Below are 24,546 nucleotides of genomic sequence, written 5' to 3' on the forward strand. Positions count from 1 at the left end.
AAACTGTTTTTATAGATTAAATAAGATTAAAGCTTACTCTCTGATTGAGAATGTGTTTCCCTTAAATTATGATTTAAATTTTCACAAATTTAAAGTGGCTTTTAATTTAATAAAAGTTCAGGTTTATTGGTATAGTCGGTGGTATTTTTACTGCGTGTAATGATTTTGTGATAGCTGTATCACTTTACCATTTATTTTTAATCCCCTCATCAACTTACTTAACCTCGCTTGGTACCTAATGTAACATAATTAGAACAAACCAATAGAATTTTAGCAGTTTAAACAATGAACCTCTTAACCTTTGTAGTTATGAGGTAAACTCGTATCATCATAGTTGCAATAATAATGGCTATGTTGTTCAATTGGCGACTTCCCATGTTTTTTATTAGTTACCGTTTCTTTCTTAATCCAATAGAGTAGAGAACCCTCTTTAATTTGCACTTAGTTGTACTGCTTTGCTCCGGTTAGGCGTTCTGTAACTGCGTTTAGATATGAGACTGCATTTATTAGTAGGTGAAGCGGAGAAAATCGTAGATTATTAAATTAAGAAAGCAAAACTTCTATATATTATGAAATAATAAATGAGACAGTTTTTGTATATTATGTATAATCTACGTTGAAACACCACTCGTCTTCAGCTATTCACTTAGCATAGGATGAACTTTATACAGTTAAACGATAAAAGCCGATATGAAAAAAGAAAAGAGTTCAGGTTTTATTTCTAGATCCAACTTACGTCTACTTAAGAAGCTATGTGACCTTTATCCTAGATATAGTGAACATGAAACCGATACAAATAGTCTTTCTGAGCAGCTTCACTGCTCCACTCGAAACGTCCCCAAGATAATGAAAAAAATGTCTGCTATGGGATGGGTTGATTGGAAGTCAGGGAGAGGACGAGGAAATAGATCAACTCTAATCGTTAATGTGGAATTCAGCGCTATTTTGATGATAGTTCTAAAAGAGTATTGTCGAAGAGGGCAGTTGAGTGAGGCGGTTACCTTATCTGAAAACTTCAATTTCATTGATAGCTTTTATACTTACCTACCTTCATGGTTATCAGATGCCAGTAGAGCTCTTAAGTCTCAAAATACGCTTATCTCCTTAGTGCCTTATTATCAACCTGAATTACATCCACTAAAAGCTGAATTCTCTAACTCCAAGCTTTACATTGAGGCCATGTTTGACACGTTGTTGAAGTTTGATAAATACTCAGGGAAAAACCGCCCTCATTTAGCACATCATTATGAATATCGTGGCAATGATCTATGGTTGCGTATTCAACCTGATGTTTATTTTCACAATGGTAAACGACTCACTGCAAAACTAGTTGCAAAAAATATTTTAGATAGAATACAACAGAAACACGTGTATGAGTTGTTGTATCGTCATGTTAAGGAAGTTAGTTATTCTAACAGTTGGGTCGTCCTAGAAATGGCCCAAAAAGACTTTATGATATTACACCTCTTGTCAGAGCTTAGTTCATCTATTTATTTAAAAGAAGACACAAGGGAAATTCCTTATGGTACAGGCCCATTTGTATTAGAAAGCACCAACCTCAAAAGTTGGGTTCTAACAAAAAACAGAGAGTATTTTCATGAACGTGGTTTGATTGATCGTGCAGAGTTCTGGATGATAGATAAAGGCCATGAAGTAACAACGGGACACATAGTGCATAATGGATTTCTACCTAACTCTAAAGAAACTGATATTAAATTCCCTTTAGATAATGGATGTGAAGTGTTGGAGTTTAACTGTCATGAAAACGGGTTAACTTTAAATGAGAGAGCTTGGGTCATTAAACAAGCTAGAGACTTCTGTGAAAATACGAGCTCACCTTTTTCCCCTATTGCAAATTCTGTAGCTGGTTTTCATCAAGATAAATGCTTTCACATACCTAATGTTGATATAAAGAAACCTAATAGAGTCGTACGTATTGTTAAACCCAAAGAAAAAGAGACGAAAAGAATAGCCCTGTTAAGTTATTTAAGAAGTTGTGGATTAGACATAGTAGAGGTTAGATTAGAACAACGAAACTTAGGGTTTTATGATATGGACATAACTGGTTATTTATCTCAAGACAACCATTTGTTCGCCTATTATAAATGGTTGTTATGCAGTGAAGGAGCACAATACTCACTTTCAGAAAGCAAAAAAGAAATGCTTGTGGCCTTCGTTGATCAACTCTTACTTTCTAGTGTGGATGAAGTAGATTTTTTCGAACAATTATACCGTTGTGAAGATTGGTTGATTCAAAATTGTATCTCCGTTCCCTTATGGCGTGAATGTAGTAGTTACAGTGTTGTTAATACAATTCAAGGAATAAAGCCAGACAGCACAGGAATACTATCACTTAGGAAAATATGGATAAACGATTGATAAACAATTGGAAATATTTGGGAAGGGAGCAAGCGGCAACGCAAATGACTTTGTTGCATAAATAGAGGTAACAAAGGCACTTGCGAACCCTAATTGAAACATCGCTGTTAATTTCGAAATAGCCTTAGCCGGCATTCATATAAATTGATACTCAGCAATAACCTATTAGCTCTCTCACAACGGTTTTAGCATGCAGGATTATGATTGTAGAGAAGTGCGAAACGATAGCTAATATAGACTCCTCTTCATTATTGCATGTGAAAGTATGCCCGTTCCTCTTTAACCTATTTATCCTTTTATGACAGTCAAGATGGATATGGATCTAGGCACTATCTCGCTGAGCGTGTTTATGGGTTGTTGCCTGTCGGGTATAGGCGGGGTCAAGTCATGCTCAATCAAAATCCCAAGAAAAACCAACACTCACATCACCATCCTCATTCGACTGCATACGAGTCCTGATATCACTTTTCGGAAAGTGAGTGACGTAGCATTTTACATCTTGGTTTTTTGTCGAGTCCGGGTGCGAGCTAAACTGATTTTTGCTTATCTGTGTGCATTTGTCGCCAGTAAAAGCATTTGATTCGGACGTCGCGTCTATAGCATAGGGGGAGTTTTCCCATGAGTTGTCGTTTGTGATCTTGTACTCAGTATCAAGGTCATCCACAAATATGCCTTTGGCTACACTAGGCTCTGCAGTCATAAATAATGCAATGGACAGGAGAATGTGTTTTTTCATTATGGTCATTTCTATTCATCATTTTGTTAACTAAGATGGTATATGTTAAGTAGTATCTATCAAAAAATCAATAATAATTTACCGTAAAACGATAAGTTATTATTGATTTTTATTTTTAACTGATTAGTATTGCTAAAAAGTTAATCAATTATAAGGTCTATCATGTCGAAACAATCCATCAGCAACTTTAGTCGTAAACTTCTTACTTTATTCTGGTTTTCTATAGTGTTTTCCGTTGTGCTGAATACTGTGTTTTGGTTTAGCGCTACGATGTTCAATGCAGCATGGTTTAATGCCAGTTTTCCGATTGAAGTTTCACTCCCTCTATCGACAGGGCGCTCTTTGATCGGTTACTTCCCTAGCATGATTTCTACAATGCTTACGGTGGCATTATTGTGGCAGTTAATTGTGTTATTTCGTTTGTACGAAAAGGGAATAATTTTTGAACTTCAGAACACTGAGTGCTTCAAAAAACTCAGCTATCTATTAATTGCTACGCCGTTTGTTGAACTTCTGATGGACGTACTTCTTAGTCTAGCTCTATCTTTCAGCGATGGTAATTGGAACATGTCGTTCACAATCGACGATAGCGATATTACTATGATGATTATCGGTTTTATTGTGCGAGTAATTGCAGTTGTGATGGAAAAAGCAGCCGTTTTACAAGAAGAAAGCGAGCTGACAATTTAGTATGGCGATTATAATCAATCTGGATGTCATGTTGGCAAAGCGGAAGATGCGATCGAACGAGTTAGCCAAGCTCATTGGTATTACTGAACAAAACTTATCCGTTCTCAAAAATGGGCGAGCAAAGGCGGTCAAACTTGCGACGCTGGAAGCTATATGTACTCATCTAAATTGTCAGCCGGGAGACATTTTAGAATATGTACCGAATAGCCAAGAGGATTCACCATCGTGAGGTATTGCTTGTAAAATTAATCTCAAAGGTGAGGAGTTTCAACATCTCTTCACCTTTCTCTACTTGAGCCACTATTGCTTGATCCACTATTGCCCCCGAAGCCGTGTATCTTTAACGTTGAAACGTATTCCTGTGCATTTCCGTATTAGTTTCTATCGAATCTTGTCCATATTTATAGTGAATATCAATTTATAGCTATTCACTCTTTTCAACCATTAGAAAACAAGTATGCCTTACTTATAAGTAACAATACTTCACTTAATTTTTAACAAGCCTATTGACCCAATCACACTGTTCGATATTATGGACGTCTAGATATCTAAGTGTCTTTATTTTTTATATGGAGTGACCATGAGAAGCGGTAAAAAAATCACAATATTGTTACTGGCATTAACATTTGTATTGGGCGTAACAGGATGCGAGAAAAAAGACGAATCGATTATCAAAATTGGTGCAACGGTGGGGCCACATGCACAAGTGGTAGAGGCGGTCGCTAAAGAGGCAGAAAAGCAAGGGATTAATATTGAAGTGGTTGAATTTTCGGATTATATCACTCCGAATGCAGCGTTAAGTGATGGAAGTATTGACCTTAATAGCTATCAACATCAGCCGTTTCTCGATAACTATAACGATAATCACAACAGTAATTTAGTCTCGATTGGCCGTTCAATTTTGATGCGTATGGGAGTTTACTCTAACAAATACACTGCACTTGACGCGCTCCCTGAGAATGCTCGTATTGCGATCCCGAACGATCCGACTAATGGCGGCCGTGGGTTACTGCTACTTGAAGATGCAGGATTGATTTCGCTGAAAAAAGGCGTTGGCTTTAGCGCCTCTTTGAAAGATATCGTCGCCAACCCAAAAAACATTATATTTGTTGAAGTAGAGGCTGCTCAACTGCCACGTACACTTGATGATGTAGATGCAGCAGCAATTACTATGAACTATGTGATGTCTTCTGGACTCGACCCGAAGAAACAGGGGATTTACTTGGAACCCAAAAATGCGCCTTTGGCGGTAATGGTTGTTGCTGCACGAAATGAAGATAAAAACAAAAAAGTGTTTGAAACAATCCTCTCGATTTATCACTCTCAAGAAATTAATGACTTCTTAGATACTACCTTTAAAGGCACCATCGAAGCGGCTAATTAAGCCAGACAGCAAAGCCCACCTAATTGTGTAGCAAAGCCGGGTAAGTCATGAGTGACTGGTCGATAGTTGTACAGTGAGGGTAGGTATTGTTAGTAAGCAGAGCATGTGTCTAATGATCTGCTTGCTATCTCATTTGTAAATGGTTGGATTCAGCGTCGCTATTTAATCATGTCAGCAACATTTGCGATTAAACGACCAAGTTCCTCCCATTTTTCGTCATCGACAAGATCTGACGGGATCATCCATGTTCCGCCACAGGCAAATACGGCAGGAAGGGCTAGATAGTCATTGACATTTTTAGGGCTAATCCCGCCCGTTGGCATAAAGCTTACAGGATAAACCGCTGTGAGTGCTTTTAACATATCCACCCCGCCAGAAGGCTCAGCTGGAAAGAATTTTAATGTATCGAGGCCGAGTTCTATAGCTTGTTCAACAAGGCTAGGGTTATTGACGCCTGGTACGATTTGTACGCCACGCTGCTGACAGTATTTGATGGTTGTTGGATTTAGTCCTGGGCTTACCACGAAATCGACACCAGCTTTTATTGACTCGTCTACTTGCTGAGTGGTGATTACCGTCCCCGAGCCGATTAGCATGTCTGGGTAAGCTTTGCGCATATTTTTAATCGCTTGTGGCGCGGCTGGAGTACGAAAAGTCACCTCAGCGCAAGGAAGACCATTCTCAACGAGAACTTTTGCGAGCTTACCCGCTTTACTTGCATCTTTAATTGTAATTACAGGGACGACTTTTATATCACTTAAACGTTGTTTAACAGTTGTCATTGTTTGTCCTTAGTCTAATCGAAGTTTGTCGAAATAATATGAATTAAAAAATCTCCTAACGCTATGATTAAATGCCATTTTTATTTAGAGTTGAACTCTGTTTATACTTAGGGATACTGACTAAATGCATACTTGGAATAATGCGATAAAAACAGCACTTGAACCTTTGGCAAATAGTGACAAAGCACCACAGATGCAAGCTTACATGCGTCACCGATTTCAATTCTATGGAATTCAGGCAACACAAAGAAGAGAAGTTTTGAAGCCTCTTTTTGCAAAAGAACAGCTCCCCAATATCGATGATTTACCTCGTATTATCAGAGAGCTATGGTTACTTCCTGAAAGGGAGTTTCAAATGGTTGCTGTCGACTTACTCATTAAACGCAAAAAGCAGCTTCCAGAAACATTCTTAGCTGAAGTCGAGTGGTTGATCATCACGAAATCATGGTGGGACACAGTTGATTTGCTCGCTTCACACATTGTTGCGGCCCTGCATATCAACCATACTGCTCAAACTCAAGATTATATAAGCCGTTGGCGCGTCTCTGATAATATCTGGTTGAGGCGGTCCGCATTGCTTTATCAATTAAAGTTCAAACAGCAGACTAACGAAAGCCTTCTTTTTGAAGTAATCAAAGAAAATCAGGCTGATGAGGAATTCTTTATACAAAAAGCGATAGGTTGGGCATTACGAGAGTTCTCGAAAACTAACGCAAATTCTGTGGAGTCGTTTATTGACCAGCAAAACATTCAAGGGTTGGCAAGGCGAGAAGGACTGAAATGGCTGAATAGTGATGATTAGTTTCAATCCTTTATATGTCAGTCTTGAGATCATTTCCCTGATTCTTCGACCTAGATTGAATACTTGTGCCTCAGGGCCAATCACCTTATGCTTTTCACCAGTCAAATATTGAGGAATGCCAGCGAGGATTCACTGGCATTGCTACTAAATGTAATGACTGACCCCTTACCGTGTCATACATGAATAATCTAATGATCCTGAGATCTTATCAACTTATCCTTGATTACTCTGCTTGTAACGGTCAAAAATAACAGCGGCTAGTAATATGATGCCTCGGACGACATATTGAGAAAACGGTGACATGTTAAGCAGGTTCATCGCATTTTCTACCGTTCCCAGAATCAATACCCCAGCAATAACATAGGACACTTTGCCTATGCCACCTTTGAGAGATACTCCCCCGAGCACACAAGCTGAAATGACGACCAATTCGAAACCTACGGAGGTCATTGGTTGACCACTTGTCATACGCGCCGCCAAAATAACCCCAGCAAGCGCTGAGATTAACCCTGATACGGTGAAAATGATCATCTTAGTTTTGACCACATTGACACCAGCCAAACGCGCCGCCTCTTCGTTACCACCTATCGCTAACGTATTGCGACCGTAAACCGTACGATTGAGAAGAAAAGCGAATAGAGCAAAAGTAATCATGGTCAGCCATATCGGTGTCGGAATTCCTAGGATGGATGAGTTACCCAAAGCAAAAAATTTCTCTTCTGTGATACCTACTGCTCTGCCGTCGGAGATGATGTAGCCGAGACCACGAGCGATCTGCATGGTTGCTAACGTAGTGATTAACGCATTGATTTTCAGTTTCGCTATCACGAAACCGTTAAGTAGCCCAAATGCTGCACCAGACAATAACCCAGCACCAATACCAAGTACCAAACTGCTCGTTGCATTAATTGCTACTGCGGTCACGACACCTGAACAGGCGATAATTGAAGCGACAGACAGGTCGAGATCACCGCAAGCTAAGCAGAACAGCATCGCACATGCCACCATGCCACTCATCGAAATTGCCAGACCAAGCCCTTTCATATTGATGAAAGTCGCAAAGTAAGGCACAAATAAGGCACATAGAATAAATAGACCAGCGAACACAATCAGCATTCCGAATCGGTCCCAAATGCCGGCCAAATTAAAGGAGCGTTTTGCGTCCTGTTGTTCAAGAGGTTTTGTAGAGCTTGTTACAGACATAATAATATTCCTTAATTTTTAAGCGTTAAGCAGCGGCCGAACCTTCTTGGTCTAGCATTGCCAGACGAAGCGCAGTTTGCTCGTTAAATTCGTCGCGTTGTAATTCACCGGTCACAGCGCCTTCTTTCATGACAACGACGCGATCTGAGATACCCAATACTTCCGGTAAGTCGCTGGAAACGACGAGTACGGTCACCCCGTTTTCCGCCAGCTTAAAAATGAGTTCGTATATTTCTGACTTTGCTCCAACATCGATACCGCGGGTAGGCTCATCCAACAAGATGACGCTCATTGCTGTTGACAACCAACGGCCAAGAATGACTTTCTGCTGGTTACCACCGGACAGTTTTCCAATAGGTTGTTCTAAAGAAGAAGTTTTTACATTAAGTGCTTCTTTTTGCTTCGAAGCGTTTTTTTTCTCCCAGTCGAAATCAATCAAGCTTTTGAACTTTAGATTCCAAGGACGAGCACTAATGTTTGTGTTTTCTTGAACCGACATGATAGGAACGATGCCGTCGGCTTTGCGGTCTTCCGAGCACAGCGTAATACCAGCTCGAATGGCATCTTGCGGGGTTTTTACGCCAATTTTAATATTGTGAAGAAACAGGTCTCCTGCACTTTTCTTATCGGCACCAAAAATAAGGCGAGTTAGCTCGGTTCGTCCAGCTCCCACTAAGCCAAATAACCCTAAAATTTCACCTTGTTTGATATCCATTGATAGCGGCTGGCTTAACCCTGGGCCTTCGAAGTTTTCTATACGCAGGCCACTTTGACCATGCTGACGTGAACGATAGTTGTAGATATCGTTGATTTCGCGACCTACCATCAATTCCACTAATCGGTCATGAGTCAGTTCAGACATATCATGGAATGATTGCACGTGCTCACCATCTTTGAAGATAGTAATTGCATCACAAAGGTCGAATATTTCTTCCATACGATGTGATACATACATGATGACTTTTCCAGAATCACGCAGTTCACGAATAACCTTAAATAGGTTCTTAATTTCTCGTTGCGATAAGCTACTGGTTGGCTCATCAAAAGCGATAATTTGTGCATTGCGACTCAATGCTTTGGCAATTTCAACCATTTGCCATTGGCCGATAGAAAGATCCTTTAATTGGCATGAAGGATCGAAGGTTTCACCTAAGCGTTCTAACTGAACTCGTGCATTTTTGTTTAGAGTTTCGGTGTCCACTCGGCCGCCCTTGGTTGGCAACTGCCCAAGATAAATATTCTCGGCAACCGTCAGTTCAGGAACGAGGTTGAGCTCTTGATAAATAATGGCAATACCGTAAGCAAGGGCATCATTGGTTGAGTTTAGCGCCACTTCTTCACCGTCAATGGCGATATGACCGTCAGTTGGTTGATGAAATCCGCTGAGAGTTTTGAGAAGCGTTGATTTACCAGCACCATTTTCGCCCATCAAAGCGTGAACACTGCCCGCATCGGCGCGGAAGCTAACGTTGTTCAATGCCTTAACACCGGGGAAGTGCTTTGAAATATTGCGAAACTCTATGTAAGAGGGGGACTTAGCCATGACATTCTCTCCGTTAAGTCAGGTGGTGACGACCCATAAGGTCGTCACCGAAAGTGAGCTTAAAGCCCTTTCTTAGCTAGTTCGTCTTTGAAGTTATCACGCGTGATAAGTACAACGTCTGTAACTTCTACAAACTTCTCTGGCTGGATATCATCAGTCACCCATTTGTAAAGTGACTCGATACTTTTGTAGCCATGTACGTCTGGGCTAGGTAGCAGTGAACCGTAGAACCCTGTCGGCTGAGATTTAGCCAGTTCGTTCACTGCATCGACGCCATTGATACCAATACCGATTACGTCGTTTGCACTGAACCCCTGACCTTCAGTGGCACGTACACCGCCTAGTACTGTATTGTCGTTCATGCCTAAAACTAGCCATTGCTTAACGGTTGGGTATTGAACAAGCAGAGAGTTTGCTGCGTCTAGTGCACCTGGGATGTCGTTGGTTTTCGTTGGTACACGGTAGATCTGATCGACAGGGAAGCCGGCTTGTTCTAGTGCCGAAATCGAGCCATCTACACGACGGCGTGCTGTATCAAGTTCGTCAGCGGTGATTGCCATGACACCTGTTGTAGAGGCATCCCAGTTACGTCTCTGCATTTCATTGTAAAGCTCCGTTCCTTGGCGTTCGCCAATAGCGGTTGCTGCCATCATAACTAATGGAACGTCGGTCATCGGTTCGCCTTTCGCATTCAGGAATTGGTCATCGACTGTCACAACTTTCAGGTCATAACTTTTTGCCTTCGCCATAATTGCAGGACCTAATTTAGGATCAGGTGTGCAAATAACGAAACCTTTCGCACCTTGTGCCGCCAGTGTGTCGATAGCATTAAGGGTTTTTTCGCCATCGGGCACGGCCATTTTTACGACTTCAAAGCCTAAATCTTTACCTGCTTTTTCAGCGAATGACCATTCGGTTTGGAACCATGGTTCTTCCGGTTGCTTAACCAGGTAGCCTAATCGAGTTTCATCGTTAGAGCCGAAAAAGGCATTGGCAGAAGCGCTGAGTAAAGTGATGCCAGATAAGGCCGCGACTGTGAGTAGTTTTTTTAGTTTCATTGTTATCCATCCGCTGGTAGAGGTGAGTGTTCGTCCTACATATTTGTGGATCTTGGAATAATTATTAGTGATAAGAATCACAGCTGAGGAATGTAGCGTTTTTGTCCATTTATTTAGCCGCAGAGACTATGATGTAGCTCTCGGTTAGTGTTTTTTTCGTGATTTGAGATGAATTTGTCAGCACTTAAAATGCTAAGTTTGCTAATTGTTGTGTGATTCTAGCTCGATTTCCCTAGGTGTTAGAGAGAACACAAAAAATGTCTCGTGGCGTTTTTGTCCATAAAGTTAGCGAGCCTATTTATGGGATAACGGCTTCGCTCTCGCTATAACTGCAAGAGGATTTAGTTTGCTGACCAAAAGTTGGAGCTCTTATGGACACATTGAAAACACATCAGCAGCATGTAATTGGTTTAGATTTCGGATCGGACTCTGTACGTGCTCTTGTCGTTAATGCAGACACAGGCAAAGAAGTATCTTCGTCTGTTGTCTATTACCCAAGATGGATCAAAGGACTTTATTGTCAGCCTGATCAATCTCAGTTCAGGCATCACCCCCAAGATTATCTGGATGCGATGACCGACGCTATCCAAGAAGTGTTGAGCACAGTTTCACCTACCGTAACTTCTTCTGTCGTGGGTATTGGTGTTGATACAACGGGTTCGACACCTGCGCCAATTGATGAAAACGGTACCATTCTCGCTTTACTTCCAGAGTTCGAAAACAGCCCCAATGCGATGTTCGTTTTATGGAAGGACCATACATCGGTAACCAAAGCCGATTTGATTAATGAGCTAGCACACTCGGGAATCTATACCGATTACACCCGCTACATCGGTGGGGTGTATTCATCGGAATGGTTCTGGGCTAAAGCTGCGTGGGTCAGTGAACAAGATGAACAAATTGCAAAGCGAGCCTATAGCTGGGTAGAGCTTTGTGACTGGATTCCAGCTACTCTTTCCGGTAATCAACATCCTCAAAAACTACGCCGTAGTATTTGTGCTGCTGGGCATAAAGCCATGTGGCACGACAGCTGGGGTGGTTTGCCTGACCAAGCCTTCTTAAGCGCAATTTCTCCAACACTCGATGGTATTCGTGACCGCATGTTTTCGGATGTATTCACATCAGATCAAGCGGCTGGGTATCTCTCGAAAGAGTGGGCAGAGCGATTGGGACTACCGGAAGGTATTGCCATCGCCATTGGTGAGTTTGATTGTCATATGGGTGCCGTTGGAGCGGGTGCTGGCGCCAATGACTTAGTGAAAGTCATTGGAACCTCGACCTGTGACATTTTAATGGTGGAAGCAGAGCAGGTCGGTGACCGCACTATTCATGGGATTTGTGGCCAAGTAGAAGGCAGTGCTATGCCCGAGTTGCTCGCTTTAGAAGCGGGGCAATCAGCGTTTGGTGATATGTACGCTTGGTTTAAAAACGTATTGATGTGGCCATTGCAGGCTTATGTAGAGCGTAACCCAGACTTTGCGTTGACCGCGGAAGAAATCGCTTCTGACTTACTGCCAATGCTTTCGGAAGCGGCAGAGCAGCAAGGCATTGATCAGTACACACCAGTGGCAATGGATTGGCTTAATGGTCGACGTACACCCTATGCAAATCAGCGTTTAAAAGGTGCAATTTGCGATTTGAATCTTGGCAGTGCTTCACCCGCTATATTCTCAGCGCTTGTAGAGTCGACGGCGCATGGTGCAAAAGCGATTGTGGATTGCTTTATTGAACAAGACGTAACGGTTGAACGCGTGATTGCCATTGGTGGTATTGCTCAGAAATCACCTTATGTGATGCAAATGTGTGCTGATGGGATAGGCCGCGAAATCGTCGTCGTAGAGTCGGAGCAATGCTGTGCCTTGGGGGCGGCGATATTTGCTGCAGTAGCCGCAGGCGTTTACCCAAATACCAAAGCAGCACAAAGTGTGATGGCCAGCCCCGTTCGTCAAGCCTATTTACCAAACCCAGAAGTACAAGCGATGAGAGCGGAGCGATATGCGACCTATCGTCAATTAGGGCAGCATATGGAGCAGCTTGCTGAATTTCATCAATCTCAGGAGCGTGACAATGTCTGAACAAACAGTATGGACCGACGTTGATTTAACCGCAGATCGCCTTAAAGCACTTCGTCATCAAGTTTGGCAAGCCAATATGGACCTCCAGCGCCATAACCTTGTGACCTTCACTTGGGGGAATGTTTCAGGCATCGACCGTAAGTCAGGTTTGGTCGTCATTAAACCGAGTGGTGTTGAATACAGCGAACTCAGCGCCGCCAACATGGTAATTGTGGATCTACAAGGCCGAATCGTTGAGGGAGAGATGAATCCTTCTTCAGATACCGCGACGCATTTAGAGCTTTATCGCCAATATCCCGATATTGGCGGTATTGTCCATACTCATTCGCCACAAGCGACAGCATGGGCTCAAGCAGGTCGCGCCATTCCGGCTCTGGGGACCACTCACGCGGACTATTTCTATGGTCAAATCGATTGTACTCGAGCATTGAGTGACAAAGAGATTGCTGAAGATTATGAGTTAAACACCGGCAAAGTGATTGTTGAAACCATTGGTGACGGAGACGCGATGGCTGCTCCCGGTATTCTTGTTAAAGAGCACGCACCGTTTACTTGGGGGAAAGATCCACATCAAGCTGTACATAATGCTGTGGTGGTGGAGGTGGTTGCTGGTATGGCATTACAAACATTACAAATCAACTCGGGCGTAAGTTCGATTAATCCATCGCTCTTGGATAAACACTATTTACGTAAGCACGGCGCAAACGCCTACTACGGTCAAACCAAAAAATAAGGATACATGATGAATATTTTCAATGAGAAACAAGTATGGTTTGTGACAGGTTCTCAGCATCTGTATGGCCCAAAAGTTTTAGAAAGTGTGGCAAATAACAGTGAAGAAATCATTGCTGGCCTAAATGCAGCTCCAGGAATTTCTGTAGACATCGCTAACAAAGGCACAGTAAAAACGCCTGACGAAATCCTTGCGGTGTGCCGTGCAGCGAACAACGATCCGAATTGTGTCGGCTTAATGCTCTGGATGCACACCTTCTCTCCCGCGAAAATGTGGATTGCAGGCTTAACTCAACTTAACAAACCATTCCTACATCTACATACACAGTTTAATGCGCAACTGCCATGGGATGAGATTGACATGGATTTCATGAATCTCAATCAAAGTGCGCATGGTTGCCGTGAGTTCGGTTTTATTGGTACTCGTCTGAATATTGAGCGAAAAGTGGTTGTGGGCCACTGGGAAGACGAGCAAGTGCATAAAGATGTTGATGAATGGTGTCGCGCCGCAATTGGTGTAGAAGCCGGCAAACAACTTAAAGTTGCACGCTTTGGTGACAACATGCGCCAAGTTGCCGTAACGGAAGGCAATAAAGTCTCTGCACAAATTCAATTTGGTTACGAAGTGAATGCTTATGGGCTGGGTGAGCTGAGCGATGTAGTCAACTCGGTATCAGAATCAGATGTGAATCATTTGCTTGACGAATATGCATCAACCTATGAGATGGCGCCAGAGCTTCTAAATGATAAAGACCAAAAGATATTGATGGTGCAAGAAGCTCGTCTCGAGTTGGGTATGGAATCTTTCCTCAATTCGGTTGGTGCGAGCGCTTTCACTAATACGTTCGAAAACTTAACGGGCCTAACGAATCTACCAGGACTCGCGACACAGCGATTGATGAGTAAAGGCTTTGGTTATGGTGGTGAGGGTGACTGGAAAACGGCTGCTATGACTCACATTATTAAAGTAATGGGGCAAGGTAGGGAAGGCGGAACTTCATTTATGGAAGACTACACCTACAATTTTGGCGGGAAAGGTCAGGTTTTGGGGGCTCATATGCTCGAGGTCTGTCCATCTATCGCCGCGGCGAAACCTAAACTAGAGATCCACCGTCACACAATAGGTTGTCGTTGTGATATCCCACGTCTGATTTTTAGTGGTCAATCTGGTGAAGCATTGAATGTGTCTGTTATTGACCTTGGTGATCGCTTTAGAATGGTGGTGAATATGGTTGATACGATTACTCCACCAGCATCATTACCGCATCTTCCTGTTGCTCATGCATTGTGGGAGCCACAACCTAGCCTTAATGTGGCAGCGGCGGCTTGGATTCACGCTGGTGGCGCGCATCATGCGGTTTATAGCCAAGCGGTAACCTTGTCTACACTGGCTGACTACGCAGAAATTCTAGGCATCGAAATGGTCGTAATTGATAATGACACTAACTTGCGTCAGTTCAAACAAGACTTACGCAACAACGGCGTTTACTACCGATAATTAATCTCAATAATGTGCTCCTATAAGGGAGCACTTTGGAGTCAATTTGTGAATGATACAGATGTAGTTGCTACTCCCATTTATCAATTGGAAAAATCATGCTGGGTACTTAAGCTCGCCAGTGCGCACCCCACGAGTTTTGAACTTCAATACGATGGTGAAACTCATTATGTTGGTGTTATTGAGGTTATGAATAACGGAAACCTGATTTCTGTATCGGAAGCTAACTGGAAGTTTCGTCACAAAACGGATCGGCTAGAGCAGTGGTGTCAGGTGCAACATTCAGAAACGTTGTCGATTAACATGAATTACTATTTTTCTGGCGATGCTCTGGTGATTGAATACCTAGCGCGCAATAGCGTACCTACACGTTTGGATATCCGCCATGAAATCCAACATCTACCGCGCCCTATTGATAAGGAAGCCCCCCCTAAACCTCACTTCCCTTGGCAACATAGAAGAGACGGTCTGCCGAGTGACTTTCTATCCAAAACGGAGAAGACCGATTTTTTCAGAGAAGCGTTTTCTGCTAAACAGTGGATTATTCTGGATAAACTGTGAGGAATCACGGTGACACTCTTTCGTAGCCCGAATAAACTGACATAAACCTCAATATAGATAATGCATGCAAAACAACGATCCATTAAAGCCCGGGTATAACTTTGACGCTCACCTTGTGGCTGGCCTCACTCCTATTATTGAAGGAGATGAGCTAGATTTTGTCATTGATCGACCAAATGGGATGAAAGGTTTCATTATTAACCTCACCAGCCAAGGAGAGGGTACTATTTTCCATGGCGATGAGGCTTTTGATGTAAAAGCGGGTGACTTACTGCTCTTTCCACCGAGTGCGACTCACTTTTATCATCGTAAAAAAGACAATGCCTCTTGGTTCCACCGATGGATTTATTTTCGTCCACGTGCATTTTGGAACGAGTGGCTTTGCTGGCACGAACAGCATAAAGGGGTATATCTCACCAAGGGAATAGAAAGCAGCACGGTTTCAATGCTAGAGAAGCTATTTATCGATATAGAATATATTTCCAAATCCGATATGCCTTATCGCGATGATTTAGCGATCAACCTTCTTGAGCAACTGATTATTCGCTGTAAAAGTATCCAGCCAGATGTCGTCAATAAACCTCTCGACCCACGTGTGATTGAGGCGATGAACTATATGGCACAAAATTTAAGTCAAAGTTTCTCTCTAGAAGATATTGCGGATTTCACTTGTTTATCCGCTTCGCGTTTAGGCCACCTATTTCGTGATGAAGTTGGTATGACGATTACTCAATGGCGAGACGACCAACGAGTCAGCCGAGCTAAGCAACTCTTGGTGACCACCAACTATTCGGTCAACAGGATAGGCAGGGTTGTCGGCTATACCGATCCCCTCTATTTTTCACGAGTCTTTAAACGCAAGTCAGGTGTTAGCCCTAAGCTTTATAGAGAGCAAATTACTTAGTCGCGGCAAGAAAATATCTTGCTTTTCCACATAATAAACTCGGTATATCGCATGAATTACCAATTGCTCGCTTTGGACCTTGATGGTACGGCACTCAGAAATGATCATACTTTAAACCCTTGGGTGAGAGACTATGTTCAAAAAATTGTAGATAAATATCATGTTGTGGTCGTTACAGGTCGCCACCATACTGCAGCAAAACCTTATTATGACCAATTGGGTGTTACCTTGCCGATTATCTGTTGCAACGGTGTTTACCAATACAACTATGTAAATCAGCAGGTTGAAAGCGGGACACCAATTTCCCCAACCTTGGCTAATGCGTTCTTGCAACTCGCCTTTGACTATGACTTAAAAATAGTGATGTACACTGATTCTGGTATGGCGGTTTGGGACCAAGACCCCATGCCATATATCTTACCTCTAAAACAATGGGCTGATAGTTATCCCATCGATAAACGACCTAATATTTATTTTGTGGAAAACCTAGTTCAAGAACAGCAAAGGGCCGAGTGTATTTGGAAGTTTGTGGTTCAAGGCAGTACGGATAACTTCAACCAGTTTTTGCAAGAAGAACTGATTACCACTCATTTTTCGGGTTCTATTTCAGGAACCAACCGAATTGATTTAGCCATTAAAGGGCACAGTAAAGGCAGAGCGCTACTGGGCTATGCATCTAATATGTCGCTTGATATAAACCGAATTGTTGCGATCGGAGACAATTTCAACGATGTTTCAATGCTTTCTATGGCGGGTTGTGGTGTCGCGATGCTAAATGCTAGCGAGAAAGTACAAAACTCCGCTGATCGGGTGACAAGCACGGACAATCAAGGAGAAGGGTTAGCTTTGTTATTAAAAGAACTTTTTCCATTGAAGTGAAGCCGGTAAGCGTTAACTGGTAAATGACTCGCTCTGTAGCACTTTTTCTCATGTACTGGATGACGACGCAGCAAGTAGTTGGTCTTCGGTGTCTATTGAGATAGTATTTTATAAGAAAACGCGCATAATCTTGCTATACAACACCTAAAGAAGAAATTACCTATGACTACCTTTCAATACTACTTTCATCAACTTCCTTGCTTCGATTGTAAAAAAACAACCGTAAGTACTGATCTGGGTTGGTTAACGCCTGCGATGAAAGATGATGCTATCGCACAAGTAACGGCGACGCTTGCGCAAGGCGAGGTTACGCCTGATCTTTCAGCAAACGTGGTATGTACTAAAGAGGAAGCTCGTGAGTACTTATTACTGAATTTTTTCGGTTATTCGGAAGAAGAGCTAGAGAGTGGAATCGAAGCGGATGATGAGAAAGAAGTCGCGGATGAAATCGTCGAGTTGCTAGAAGAAGGTAACGATACCATCACCTTTGAACATGAAATCGCACTGCAGTGCTGTGCAGACTGCGACGTTGAAGAAGAGTCAAACTAGCTCTAGACTCGGCACTCGCATTAAAGTCAGCGTGTTTATCAAACACGTATGATGTTTAAATGATGAAAGGCGTTAGCGGATAGAAGTTCGCTAACGCTTTTTTTGTATCTCTATGACTGACCTCTAAGCTGCGTTAGATCCTATGATGTTTTACTTTCTACAATGCCTTGTTCATTCAGTTGGGAAATGATCTCCGCAGTTTTCTCTCTGAATAAATCTCTTAATAAGCGTACGGTCGGTGTGATCGATTGTCGGCTTGGGCACACTAACCATAGCTCCGTAGGTGTTGGCTTAAACGCGCGCATCACATTGACGACATCACCAGAAAGTAGCTCGCTTGACATATCTAGACAAGATTTTATCGCAACCCCTTTTCCCGCAACACACCAACGTCTCACAAGGTCGGCGTCGTTCGAAGCTCTATTCCCTTTCAATTTCACTTTATGGTCTAGAACTCCATCATTAAATACCCACTCATCTTGCAAGATGTCATGGAGTTGGTAGAGCAACCCATTGTGTTGAGACAAGTCTTTGGGTTCATTTGGTGATCCCTTTTCAGCTAAATAATCAGGGCTAGCACACAGGATTCTGGGGACATCACAAATTTTAAAACCGTACATATTGGCGTCAGTCGGGGAGCCATAACGCAGCGCCATATCAACAGAGTCTCGATAAAAATCTATATTACTATCACTGATGTTAGTGCGGAGCGCTGCGTTAGGATATTCAAGTAAAAACTCATCAAGCCAAGGTGTGACTAAGTTTCGGCCTAGATCGGATGAAAGCGCAATACGAATTTCTCCGTCCAGAATACCAAGCTCTTCACGCATGTTGAGTTTGGCTTGCTCTAACATCTTCAAAGCTTGTTCACATTCCGGTAAATAGCGTTCGCCTGCAGAGGAAAGCCTTAGATGGCGAGTGGTTCTTACAAACAGTTCCGCGCCCAGTGCGGCTTCGACACGTTTGACGGCAGCACTCGCGGTTGCGGTGCGCATATCGAGGTTGGTGGCTGCTGCGGTGATACTGCGAAATTCCGCTACTTTTAAAATGACCTGCAAGTCTTCAAGAAGCATATTATCTACCTGTATTTGACAATGTTTTAAACATTGTATTGAAATATTTTCTAATCACAAAGCCGCTTAATCCACCTTTATTCCTTCTAAGCTAACCTCATACACTTTATTATCAAAATTTATTTGAAAATCATTCAAACATGAGGCTGTTTTTCATTAGTAATTTTCTCACTATCATTTTCCCATATCGACAACGTAGCGCAATACACACTGTATGGACGAAATCTACGATCTAGGGAGGCAAGATGACTAAAAAAATCACAATTGGCGTAACAGATTTGTCGTTCCACCGTACAACGGCATCACTGGTTACCAATGTATTGAAAGCGTTGGGGTTCGAGGTAGAGCGTACTTTCTCTCCTCATCAAGAAAACTTTGAGAAACTGAAAACGGGTGACGTTGACATGCTCTCTTCGGCTTGGCTTCCATCAAGTCATGGTATCTACAAAGCCGGTGTTGAGGAAGTCGAGCCATTGATCGAGCTTGGACTTCATTATGAACCTTATGCGTTGTGGGGGGTACCTAACTATGTACCCAAAGAAGCGGTGTCTGAAGTCGCCGATCTTTTGAAGCCTGAAGTAGCAAAGAGAATGAAAGCCCAAATTCAGGGGATTAACCCAGGAGCTGGCATAACACGTTTCTCGATCCAGATGATGAAAGAGTATGGGCTTAGTGATTCGGGTTATGAGTTTTTCACGGGTAGCGAAGGTGATTGCTTCGATGCTTTTGAAAGTGCAGTCGCAAACAAAGAGTGGGTGGTAGTGCCATTGTGGCAACCACAATTCCTGCATTATCGCTATGACATTCGGGAGATTAAAGAGCCTAAAGGTTTGCTCGGAATTGTTGACAGAGCGGTACTTCTTTTAAGGAATGACAAGAAAAGTTTATTCAGCGAAGAACAGATTCAGAAGCTCGATTCATTGCGATTCTCGAACGATATTATTGCTGAGTTGGATTATAAAGTTTGCCGTGAAGGTAAGTCACAAGATGCAGTAACACATGCTTGGCTGGTTGAGAAGGGCTTGATCTAGCCGCTATGTCGTCTGCAATACCGTTACCTTTTTATGTTACCTAATAATGATAATACGATTATCAAATATTAATTGGTAATAATTCAAATATTAGACGGTTTATCTGGAATGGAAATTCACTAAGATTAACTTGTCGAATTCAAGGAGAAAGAACAATGTCAGTACCATTAAAAATGAAAGCTATTGGATTTACTCAGTCACTTGCCATTACTGAACAAAAGAGTTTGTTTGAGTTTGAAACAAACCTACCAGAGTTAAAAAATAATGACTTGCTAGTAAAAGTAAGCGCGACGTCAATCAACCCTGCCGACGCAAAAATTCGTATTCGCAATGCCAAAGATAAAGTACTTGAGCAACCGAAAGTGCTGGGTTATGACGCAGTAGGAGAAGTGGTTGCCAAAGGCCAAGACGTGGAAGGTTTTGAAGTAGGCGACCGTGTGTACTATGCGGGCGACGTAACACGTATGGGTGCTAACGCAGAATATCAAGCTGTAGATTACCGCATTACTTCTCAAGCGCCTAAGAGCCTTTCTGACCAAGCTGCAGCCGTCATGCCACTTGCAACATTAACGGCTTGGGAGGCGTTGTTTGACCGCCTTCGTGTTCGTCCAGAAGAGAAAAAGTCCTTACTGATTATCGGTGGTGCCGGCGGTGTTGGTTCCATAACCATTCAATTAGCGAAACAACTGACCAATCTTAACGTTATCGCGACAGCTTCAAGACCGGAAACCGAAAAGTGGGTAAAGGATATGGGGGCTGACCATGTTGTCAATCACCGTAATCTTGTCGAGTCGGTGCGAGAGCAAGGCATTCAGCACGTCGATTACATATTTAATGTCGCCGATACCAAAGGGCACTGGGACGCAATGGTGGAACTGATTGCACCACAAGGCATGATAAGTTCGATTGTTGAGTTCGATGGCGGAATCAACCTATCGGCATTACAAGGTAAATCTGCAGGCTTTGTTTGGGAGCTTATGTTTACACGTTCACTGTTCAACACAGACGATATCCAGAAGCAGCAAGATATCCTATTCCAAACGGCTAATCTGATTGATGCGGGTCGCATTAAATCGACGCTTACTACAACGTTGCATGACTTTAGCGTCGAGACACTTAAAGAAGCACATCAGCGTATTGAAAGTAGTGCATCTATTGGTAAAACAGCTATCAAATACTGATCTTGATAGTTAAATAGTGGTCAGTTCGCATAGAAAAGCCCCTGAACTGAACTGACTTCTGATCGTTCAACAGGGGCTTTGTTTTCTTGTCATTCACTTTGCTTCTAGAGTCATTTTGAGTTGAAGCTTGAATAAACTTAATGTGAAGGTTTAGTAGCGAGTATTGCTAAGCAATGGTTGATGAAGTCTTCATAGTTAGATGCCTTATCGTATTCAATTTTCAATGAGCCGTGGAACATCAGTGTCACTGTTACGTCTTTATAGCTTAACCAACAGGTGTAGCCATCATAATCGTGCCGAGCAGAAATTTCTCCCAATTGATATTGGTTATCCAGTTGCTTGCCTGATGAACGAATATAATCAAACACTCGAAGAAACTCTTTAGTTGTGATTTTGTTGTCCATATATCGCTCCAGCTACGTATTCAATAAGAATTTATTAAGTGCTTGTATTTAAAATCATTACGGCTTAATTCTACATTCCGATCACAAAAATAACTCTATGTGCTTTATATAAACTACCTCTTAATTGAACAAGGTGCTATTTCCGACTATTCACTTTATTTTTTCTACATTGGGCCGCTTTTTAGTTTATCCACTATTCTGCCATACACCTTAAATATAGCGTATGTCATAAACAGGCATAACGACGCTGGCTCTAAAGATAACAAGGAGGGAAGTATGATAGCGTTGGGGGAATTTCATAGAACAGCGCTTCATACAATTAATTAAGAAAAGTCTGTAATTTAGAAAAGTCACTGAGACGGAAATGCCCCTTTATTGGTTAGAGCAAACACTCATTCACACTTTATTAATACGAATCTGGCTTACAAAAAAGTAGTGCTTTCTATATGTATAGAGCAGAACTTTAATTAGTTGTTCAACAAATCCAATAGGTTGTGATTAACGATGAATTCTTAAATGATTATCAAAACTTTTTAGCTGAACGAGCTTCGACCTGAACTGAGTTTACCATTTTAGTAAACGCTCGATCTTTCGCTCTTCTCACTGCCAAGGTCGCACTGTTGTGAGCTTCTTCACGTAGAAGTTTTTTGTAATTGTCTAACCGTCGAGAAGATAGTTCACCTTTTTCGACCGCTGCTTTGACTGCACAGCCCGGTTCACCGTCATGCACACAGTCACTAAAACGGCATTCTGACGCGAGTGATTCAATATCGGCAAACGTGAGCTGTATTCCTTCTTTAACATTGCTAAGCTGCAACTCGCGCATCCCTGGAGTGTCCATCAATAAACCACCACTAGGCAACCACTTGATTGTGCGAAAAGTGGTGGTATGGCGGCCTTTGCTGTCTTGCTCACGGATACGTCCAGTATCCATTTCATTGTGGGCAAGCAAGCTATTCACTAATGTCGATTTTCCGACACCAGAGGAACCAAGAAAAGCGATGGTCTTACCTTTCTGACAATAGGATTCCAATACAGATACGTCTTGAGCATCCAGTGCGTTCACACAATGAACACTCAATAATGGATCAAGCTGTTGAACTTGATGTCGAATGTCATCTGCATCATTGCTTAAGTCCGCTTTCGTTAAGACAATGACAGGTTCAACCCCCGCTTCATTGGCCAGTGCTAAATAACGCTCAATTCTATTTAGGCTGAAATCGTCATTCAAAGAACTCACGATAAAAACACTGTCAATGTTTGCTGCAATGAGTTGACGTTTGAGCGCGCTACCCGCAGCTTTACGCTGAAATAGTGATTGTCTTTCGAGTACACGTATTATTCGTGCTGGCGTAAATACAACCCAATCGCCGACGCAAACAGCATCAAGTTTAGGAGGAAGATTAAATCGCAAAGTCTCTTTGTCACTCATCAAAACCACGTCTGATTTATGTTGTTCGACGATTCGCCCAAGTAAGCAGCTTTCTAGCTCTTCGAGAGAAAGCTGCTGCTGGAAAAATGGTCGCATGCCTAAGTCAAGTAATGCGGGAGCGTTCATCTATACACCTACCAATAGATTGGGTTATCAAAAGCTTTTAAACATGCAGGTTTGCCATCTACTTTAGGGATGGTGTCACCCACTAAAGATTGCGCGATCCAACCTTCTGGATAGGACAAGTCTAGCGGAGCTTGAATCAAGTCCTGGCTGAGTGGGGTAAATCCACTTTTTGAGTGTGTTGCTGTTTGTACAAAGCGTAATTCATGGGGCTATCTCTCGTTAGTTCGTTTTAAAATGAAATACTGATAGGTAAAATCTTTGGCGGCACCTTTCTCGTATATCGCAATCTCTTTTTCGATGTCTAACAGCGCTTGAGAATCAGGCATCGTCGGCTTCAATTCCTGAACTCTTTGTTGCAACGGAAACCAGTAGTTTTGCCATGCTTCGATTTGTAATGAAAAGTGTTCTACCACCTCATAACCCTGTTTTTTAAACAACGCCAGCCGCTTCGGTATCGTTTGAATATCTGGGTAGTCTGCCAGCCAAAACTGTTTAGTCTCTTCATCAGGCAAGTCTGTGAGCCACACCAAATCGCTTACCATGAGCACGCCGTGCTCTTTTAATAGTGGCTTCCACTGTTTTAGTGCGCTCTCCATTCCCATGATGTATACGCACCCTTCCGCCCAAATGGCATCAAAGCTTTTCGCTTGAAAGGGCAGTTCTGTCATTGATGCGAAAATAGGAGATATTCGTTCATTCAACTGTGCACATTTGATTCTTTTATTTAGCTGTTCAATGGCCGTAGGCTCATTATCCACTGCTGTAATATGTGCTGTACTGTTCTCTGCGAGCAGCAATGTTGAGGTACCAGTACCACAACCAATTTCTAAAATATCGGTCATTGTCTCAGGCGCTGTTAGAGATATCGCTTTTAACGAGTCTTTCTGACTTCCTGGTCCCCATCGTTCTAACCTTCCAAAGACCATCATAAAGTCTTTCATGTAACTGTCGTGTTCGTTCATATCTTTTGATAACCACTTTAATCTGAGCGCTTCTTTTTCACTGTAACCCTGCTTGTTTAACCACTCGAGGTAAACGCTTGGCGCATTTTTATTCAACGAATCATGCAGTTCTCTTTGTGACCGCTCTCCAAGTAACCCCAATAGCAACTCACGAGCCTGTTGTTTTTTCTCAATTTCATCGTCTAGTTGAATTAACCGTTCTCGCAAGATGTGCTTGTCTAACTTAGTTTCTAAACAGCCTTGGCACTCTTTCAGTGTTAATCCTGCGCTTTGGAGTTGTTGAATAAGAAACAATTGCTGCATATCACTTTCGCTATAATAGCGATAGCCATTCTCAAGGCGCTGCCCTTTAATCAGCCCTAGTTTTTCGTAGTAAAGTAATGTCGTACGCGAAAGGCCCACTTTCGCCGCCAGTTCTGAAATCAAGTACATGCCAAAGTTGACCTATATATTCTTAATATGTAGCCAGTATGAACCGTAAAGCAATAGACAGGTCAAGTGGGTTTGTGAGAATTTTTGCGCGGATGCTGCTTAGATGAAGAATAAGAGTTTTTCATCGAGT

Annotated in this window: 23 protein-coding genes and 1 pseudogene; 14 read left to right on the top strand and 10 right to left on the bottom strand. The window is 42.4% G+C overall.

What is annotated here, in order from left to right:
* Positions 1 to 690 precede the first annotated feature (690 nt).
* The gene (locus OCT63_RS15130) at positions 691 to 2,379 is read left to right on the top strand and encodes an SgrR family transcriptional regulator (protein ID WP_269983993.1); all 1,689 of its coding nucleotides are present in this window, start codon (positions 691 to 693) and stop codon (positions 2,377 to 2,379) included.
* A 391-nt stretch (positions 2,380 to 2,770) separates the two neighbouring features.
* On the opposite strand, the gene OCT63_RS15135 is transcribed toward OCT63_RS15130, so the two are convergent.
* Positions 2,771 to 3,115, bottom strand: a complete 345-nt coding sequence (locus tag OCT63_RS15135) for a hypothetical protein (protein WP_060469770.1) — start codon at positions 3,113 to 3,115, stop codon at positions 2,771 to 2,773.
* 162 nt (positions 3,116 to 3,277) lie between these two features.
* Between OCT63_RS15135 and OCT63_RS15140 the strand changes: the two genes are divergently transcribed.
* From OCT63_RS15140 to OCT63_RS15150, 3 genes are all read left to right on the top strand, one after another.
* Complete coding sequence (locus OCT63_RS15140; protein ID WP_161671693.1) at positions 3,278 to 3,805, top strand: DUF2975 domain-containing protein; 528 nt, start codon at positions 3,278 to 3,280, stop codon at positions 3,803 to 3,805.
* Between the two features lies 1 nt (position 3,806).
* On the top strand, positions 3,807 to 4,034 hold the full coding sequence (locus OCT63_RS15145; RefSeq protein WP_017058030.1) for a helix-turn-helix domain-containing protein: 228 nt from the start codon (positions 3,807 to 3,809) through the stop codon (positions 4,032 to 4,034).
* Between the two features lie 351 nt (positions 4,035 to 4,385).
* Positions 4,386 to 5,189 (top strand): MetQ/NlpA family ABC transporter substrate-binding protein, encoded by an 804-nt coding sequence (locus OCT63_RS15150; protein WP_161671691.1) that lies wholly within the window; start codon positions 4,386 to 4,388, stop codon positions 5,187 to 5,189.
* Between the two features lie 158 nt (positions 5,190 to 5,347).
* Here OCT63_RS15150 and OCT63_RS15155 read toward each other — a convergent pair whose 3' ends face one another.
* Positions 5,348 to 5,971: a bifunctional 4-hydroxy-2-oxoglutarate aldolase/2-dehydro-3-deoxy-phosphogluconate aldolase gene (locus OCT63_RS15155; RefSeq protein ID WP_161671690.1), complete on the bottom strand. Its 624-nt coding sequence runs from the start codon at positions 5,969 to 5,971 to the stop codon at positions 5,348 to 5,350.
* A 124-nt stretch (positions 5,972 to 6,095) separates the two neighbouring features.
* Between OCT63_RS15155 and OCT63_RS15160 the strand changes: the two genes are divergently transcribed.
* Complete coding sequence (locus OCT63_RS15160) at positions 6,096 to 6,773, top strand: DNA alkylation repair protein (RefSeq protein WP_060469766.1); 678 nt, start codon at positions 6,096 to 6,098, stop codon at positions 6,771 to 6,773.
* A gap of 213 nt (positions 6,774 to 6,986) precedes the next feature.
* On the opposite strand, the gene araH is transcribed toward OCT63_RS15160, so the two are convergent.
* From araH to OCT63_RS15175, 3 genes are read right to left on the bottom strand one after another with little or no spacing between them, the layout of a single operon-like run.
* The gene (gene araH, locus OCT63_RS15165; protein ID WP_060469765.1) at positions 6,987 to 7,976 is read right to left on the bottom strand and encodes an L-arabinose ABC transporter permease AraH; all 990 of its coding nucleotides are present in this window, start codon (positions 7,974 to 7,976) and stop codon (positions 6,987 to 6,989) included.
* 25 nt (positions 7,977 to 8,001) lie between these two features.
* A complete protein-coding gene (gene araG / locus OCT63_RS15170; protein ID WP_060469764.1) occupies positions 8,002 to 9,519 on the bottom strand; it encodes an L-arabinose ABC transporter ATP-binding protein AraG in 1,518 nt (505 codons plus the stop codon).
* Between the two features lie 59 nt (positions 9,520 to 9,578).
* Entirely contained in the window at positions 9,579 to 10,577 is a 999-nt protein-coding gene (locus tag OCT63_RS15175) for an arabinose ABC transporter substrate-binding protein (protein WP_077681349.1), read from the bottom strand.
* 371 nt (positions 10,578 to 10,948) lie between these two features.
* Between OCT63_RS15175 and OCT63_RS15180 the strand changes: the two genes are divergently transcribed.
* The 7 genes from OCT63_RS15180 (at position 10,949) to OCT63_RS15210 (ending at position 17,775) form a co-directional block, all read left to right on the top strand.
* Entirely contained in the window at positions 10,949 to 12,652 is a 1,704-nt protein-coding gene (locus tag OCT63_RS15180) for a ribulokinase (protein ID WP_269983994.1), read from the top strand.
* The gene (locus OCT63_RS15185; protein ID WP_269983995.1) at positions 12,645 to 13,385 is read left to right on the top strand and encodes an L-ribulose-5-phosphate 4-epimerase; all 741 of its coding nucleotides are present in this window, start codon (positions 12,645 to 12,647) and stop codon (positions 13,383 to 13,385) included. The genes OCT63_RS15180 and OCT63_RS15185 overlap by 8 nt, the downstream gene beginning before the upstream one ends.
* A gap of 9 nt (positions 13,386 to 13,394) precedes the next feature.
* Positions 13,395 to 14,882 (top strand): L-arabinose isomerase, encoded by a 1,488-nt coding sequence (araA, locus tag OCT63_RS15190; protein WP_269983996.1) that lies wholly within the window; start codon positions 13,395 to 13,397, stop codon positions 14,880 to 14,882.
* Positions 14,883 to 14,930: 48 nt separating this feature from the next.
* Positions 14,931 to 15,443: a hypothetical protein gene (locus OCT63_RS15195; RefSeq protein ID WP_161678570.1), complete on the top strand. Its 513-nt coding sequence runs from the start codon at positions 14,931 to 14,933 to the stop codon at positions 15,441 to 15,443.
* 64 nt (positions 15,444 to 15,507) lie between these two features.
* Entirely contained in the window at positions 15,508 to 16,347 is an 840-nt protein-coding gene (gene araC, locus OCT63_RS15200) for an arabinose operon transcriptional regulator AraC (protein WP_060469760.1), read from the top strand.
* A 51-nt stretch (positions 16,348 to 16,398) separates the two neighbouring features.
* Positions 16,399 to 17,226, top strand: a complete 828-nt coding sequence (locus tag OCT63_RS15205; protein WP_269983997.1) for a Cof-type HAD-IIB family hydrolase — start codon at positions 16,399 to 16,401, stop codon at positions 17,224 to 17,226.
* Positions 17,227 to 17,388: 162 nt separating this feature from the next.
* Positions 17,389 to 17,775: a hypothetical protein gene (locus OCT63_RS15210; RefSeq protein WP_060469758.1), complete on the top strand. Its 387-nt coding sequence runs from the start codon at positions 17,389 to 17,391 to the stop codon at positions 17,773 to 17,775.
* 140 nt (positions 17,776 to 17,915) lie between these two features.
* On the opposite strand, the gene OCT63_RS15215 is transcribed toward OCT63_RS15210, so the two are convergent.
* A complete protein-coding gene (locus OCT63_RS15215) occupies positions 17,916 to 18,848 on the bottom strand; it encodes a LysR family transcriptional regulator (RefSeq protein ID WP_269983998.1) in 933 nt (310 codons plus the stop codon).
* 245 nt (positions 18,849 to 19,093) lie between these two features.
* Here OCT63_RS15215 and OCT63_RS15220 point away from each other — a divergent pair, with 245 nt between their 5' ends.
* Positions 19,094 to 19,879, top strand: coding sequence for a glycine betaine ABC transporter substrate-binding protein (locus OCT63_RS15220; protein ID WP_269983999.1), 786 nt, complete (start codon positions 19,094 to 19,096; stop codon positions 19,877 to 19,879).
* A 155-nt stretch (positions 19,880 to 20,034) separates the two neighbouring features.
* Positions 20,035 to 21,060, top strand: coding sequence for a zinc-binding alcohol dehydrogenase family protein (locus OCT63_RS15225; RefSeq protein ID WP_269984000.1), 1,026 nt, complete (start codon positions 20,035 to 20,037; stop codon positions 21,058 to 21,060).
* 137 nt (positions 21,061 to 21,197) lie between these two features.
* Here OCT63_RS15225 and OCT63_RS15230 read toward each other — a convergent pair whose 3' ends face one another.
* The 4 genes and pseudogenes from OCT63_RS15230 to OCT63_RS15240 all read right to left on the bottom strand — a co-directional run bounded on the left by OCT63_RS15230 (position 21,198) and on the right by OCT63_RS15240 (position 24,416).
* Complete coding sequence (locus OCT63_RS15230; RefSeq protein ID WP_060469754.1) at positions 21,198 to 21,464, bottom strand: DUF3081 domain-containing protein; 267 nt, start codon at positions 21,462 to 21,464, stop codon at positions 21,198 to 21,200.
* 523 nt (positions 21,465 to 21,987) lie between these two features.
* Positions 21,988 to 23,022 carry a ribosome small subunit-dependent GTPase A gene (gene rsgA / locus OCT63_RS15235; RefSeq protein WP_269984001.1) on the bottom strand — a complete coding sequence of 345 codons (1,035 nt, stop codon included), beginning with the start codon at positions 23,020 to 23,022 and terminating at the stop codon, positions 21,988 to 21,990.
* Positions 23,023 to 23,030: 8 nt separating this feature from the next.
* Positions 23,031 to 23,198: pseudogene (locus OCT63_RS21525) on the bottom strand (GNAT family N-acetyltransferase); the annotation flags it as partial.
* Positions 23,199 to 23,231: 33 nt separating this feature from the next.
* The gene (locus tag OCT63_RS15240) at positions 23,232 to 24,416 is read right to left on the bottom strand and encodes a MerR family transcriptional regulator (protein ID WP_269984002.1); all 1,185 of its coding nucleotides are present in this window, start codon (positions 24,414 to 24,416) and stop codon (positions 23,232 to 23,234) included.
* Positions 24,417 to 24,546 lie beyond the last annotated feature (130 nt).

The sequence above is a fragment of the Vibrio sp. RW genome, assembly GCF_027587105.1.
GTDB lineage: Bacteria > Pseudomonadota > Gammaproteobacteria > Enterobacterales > Vibrionaceae > Vibrio > Vibrio toranzoniae.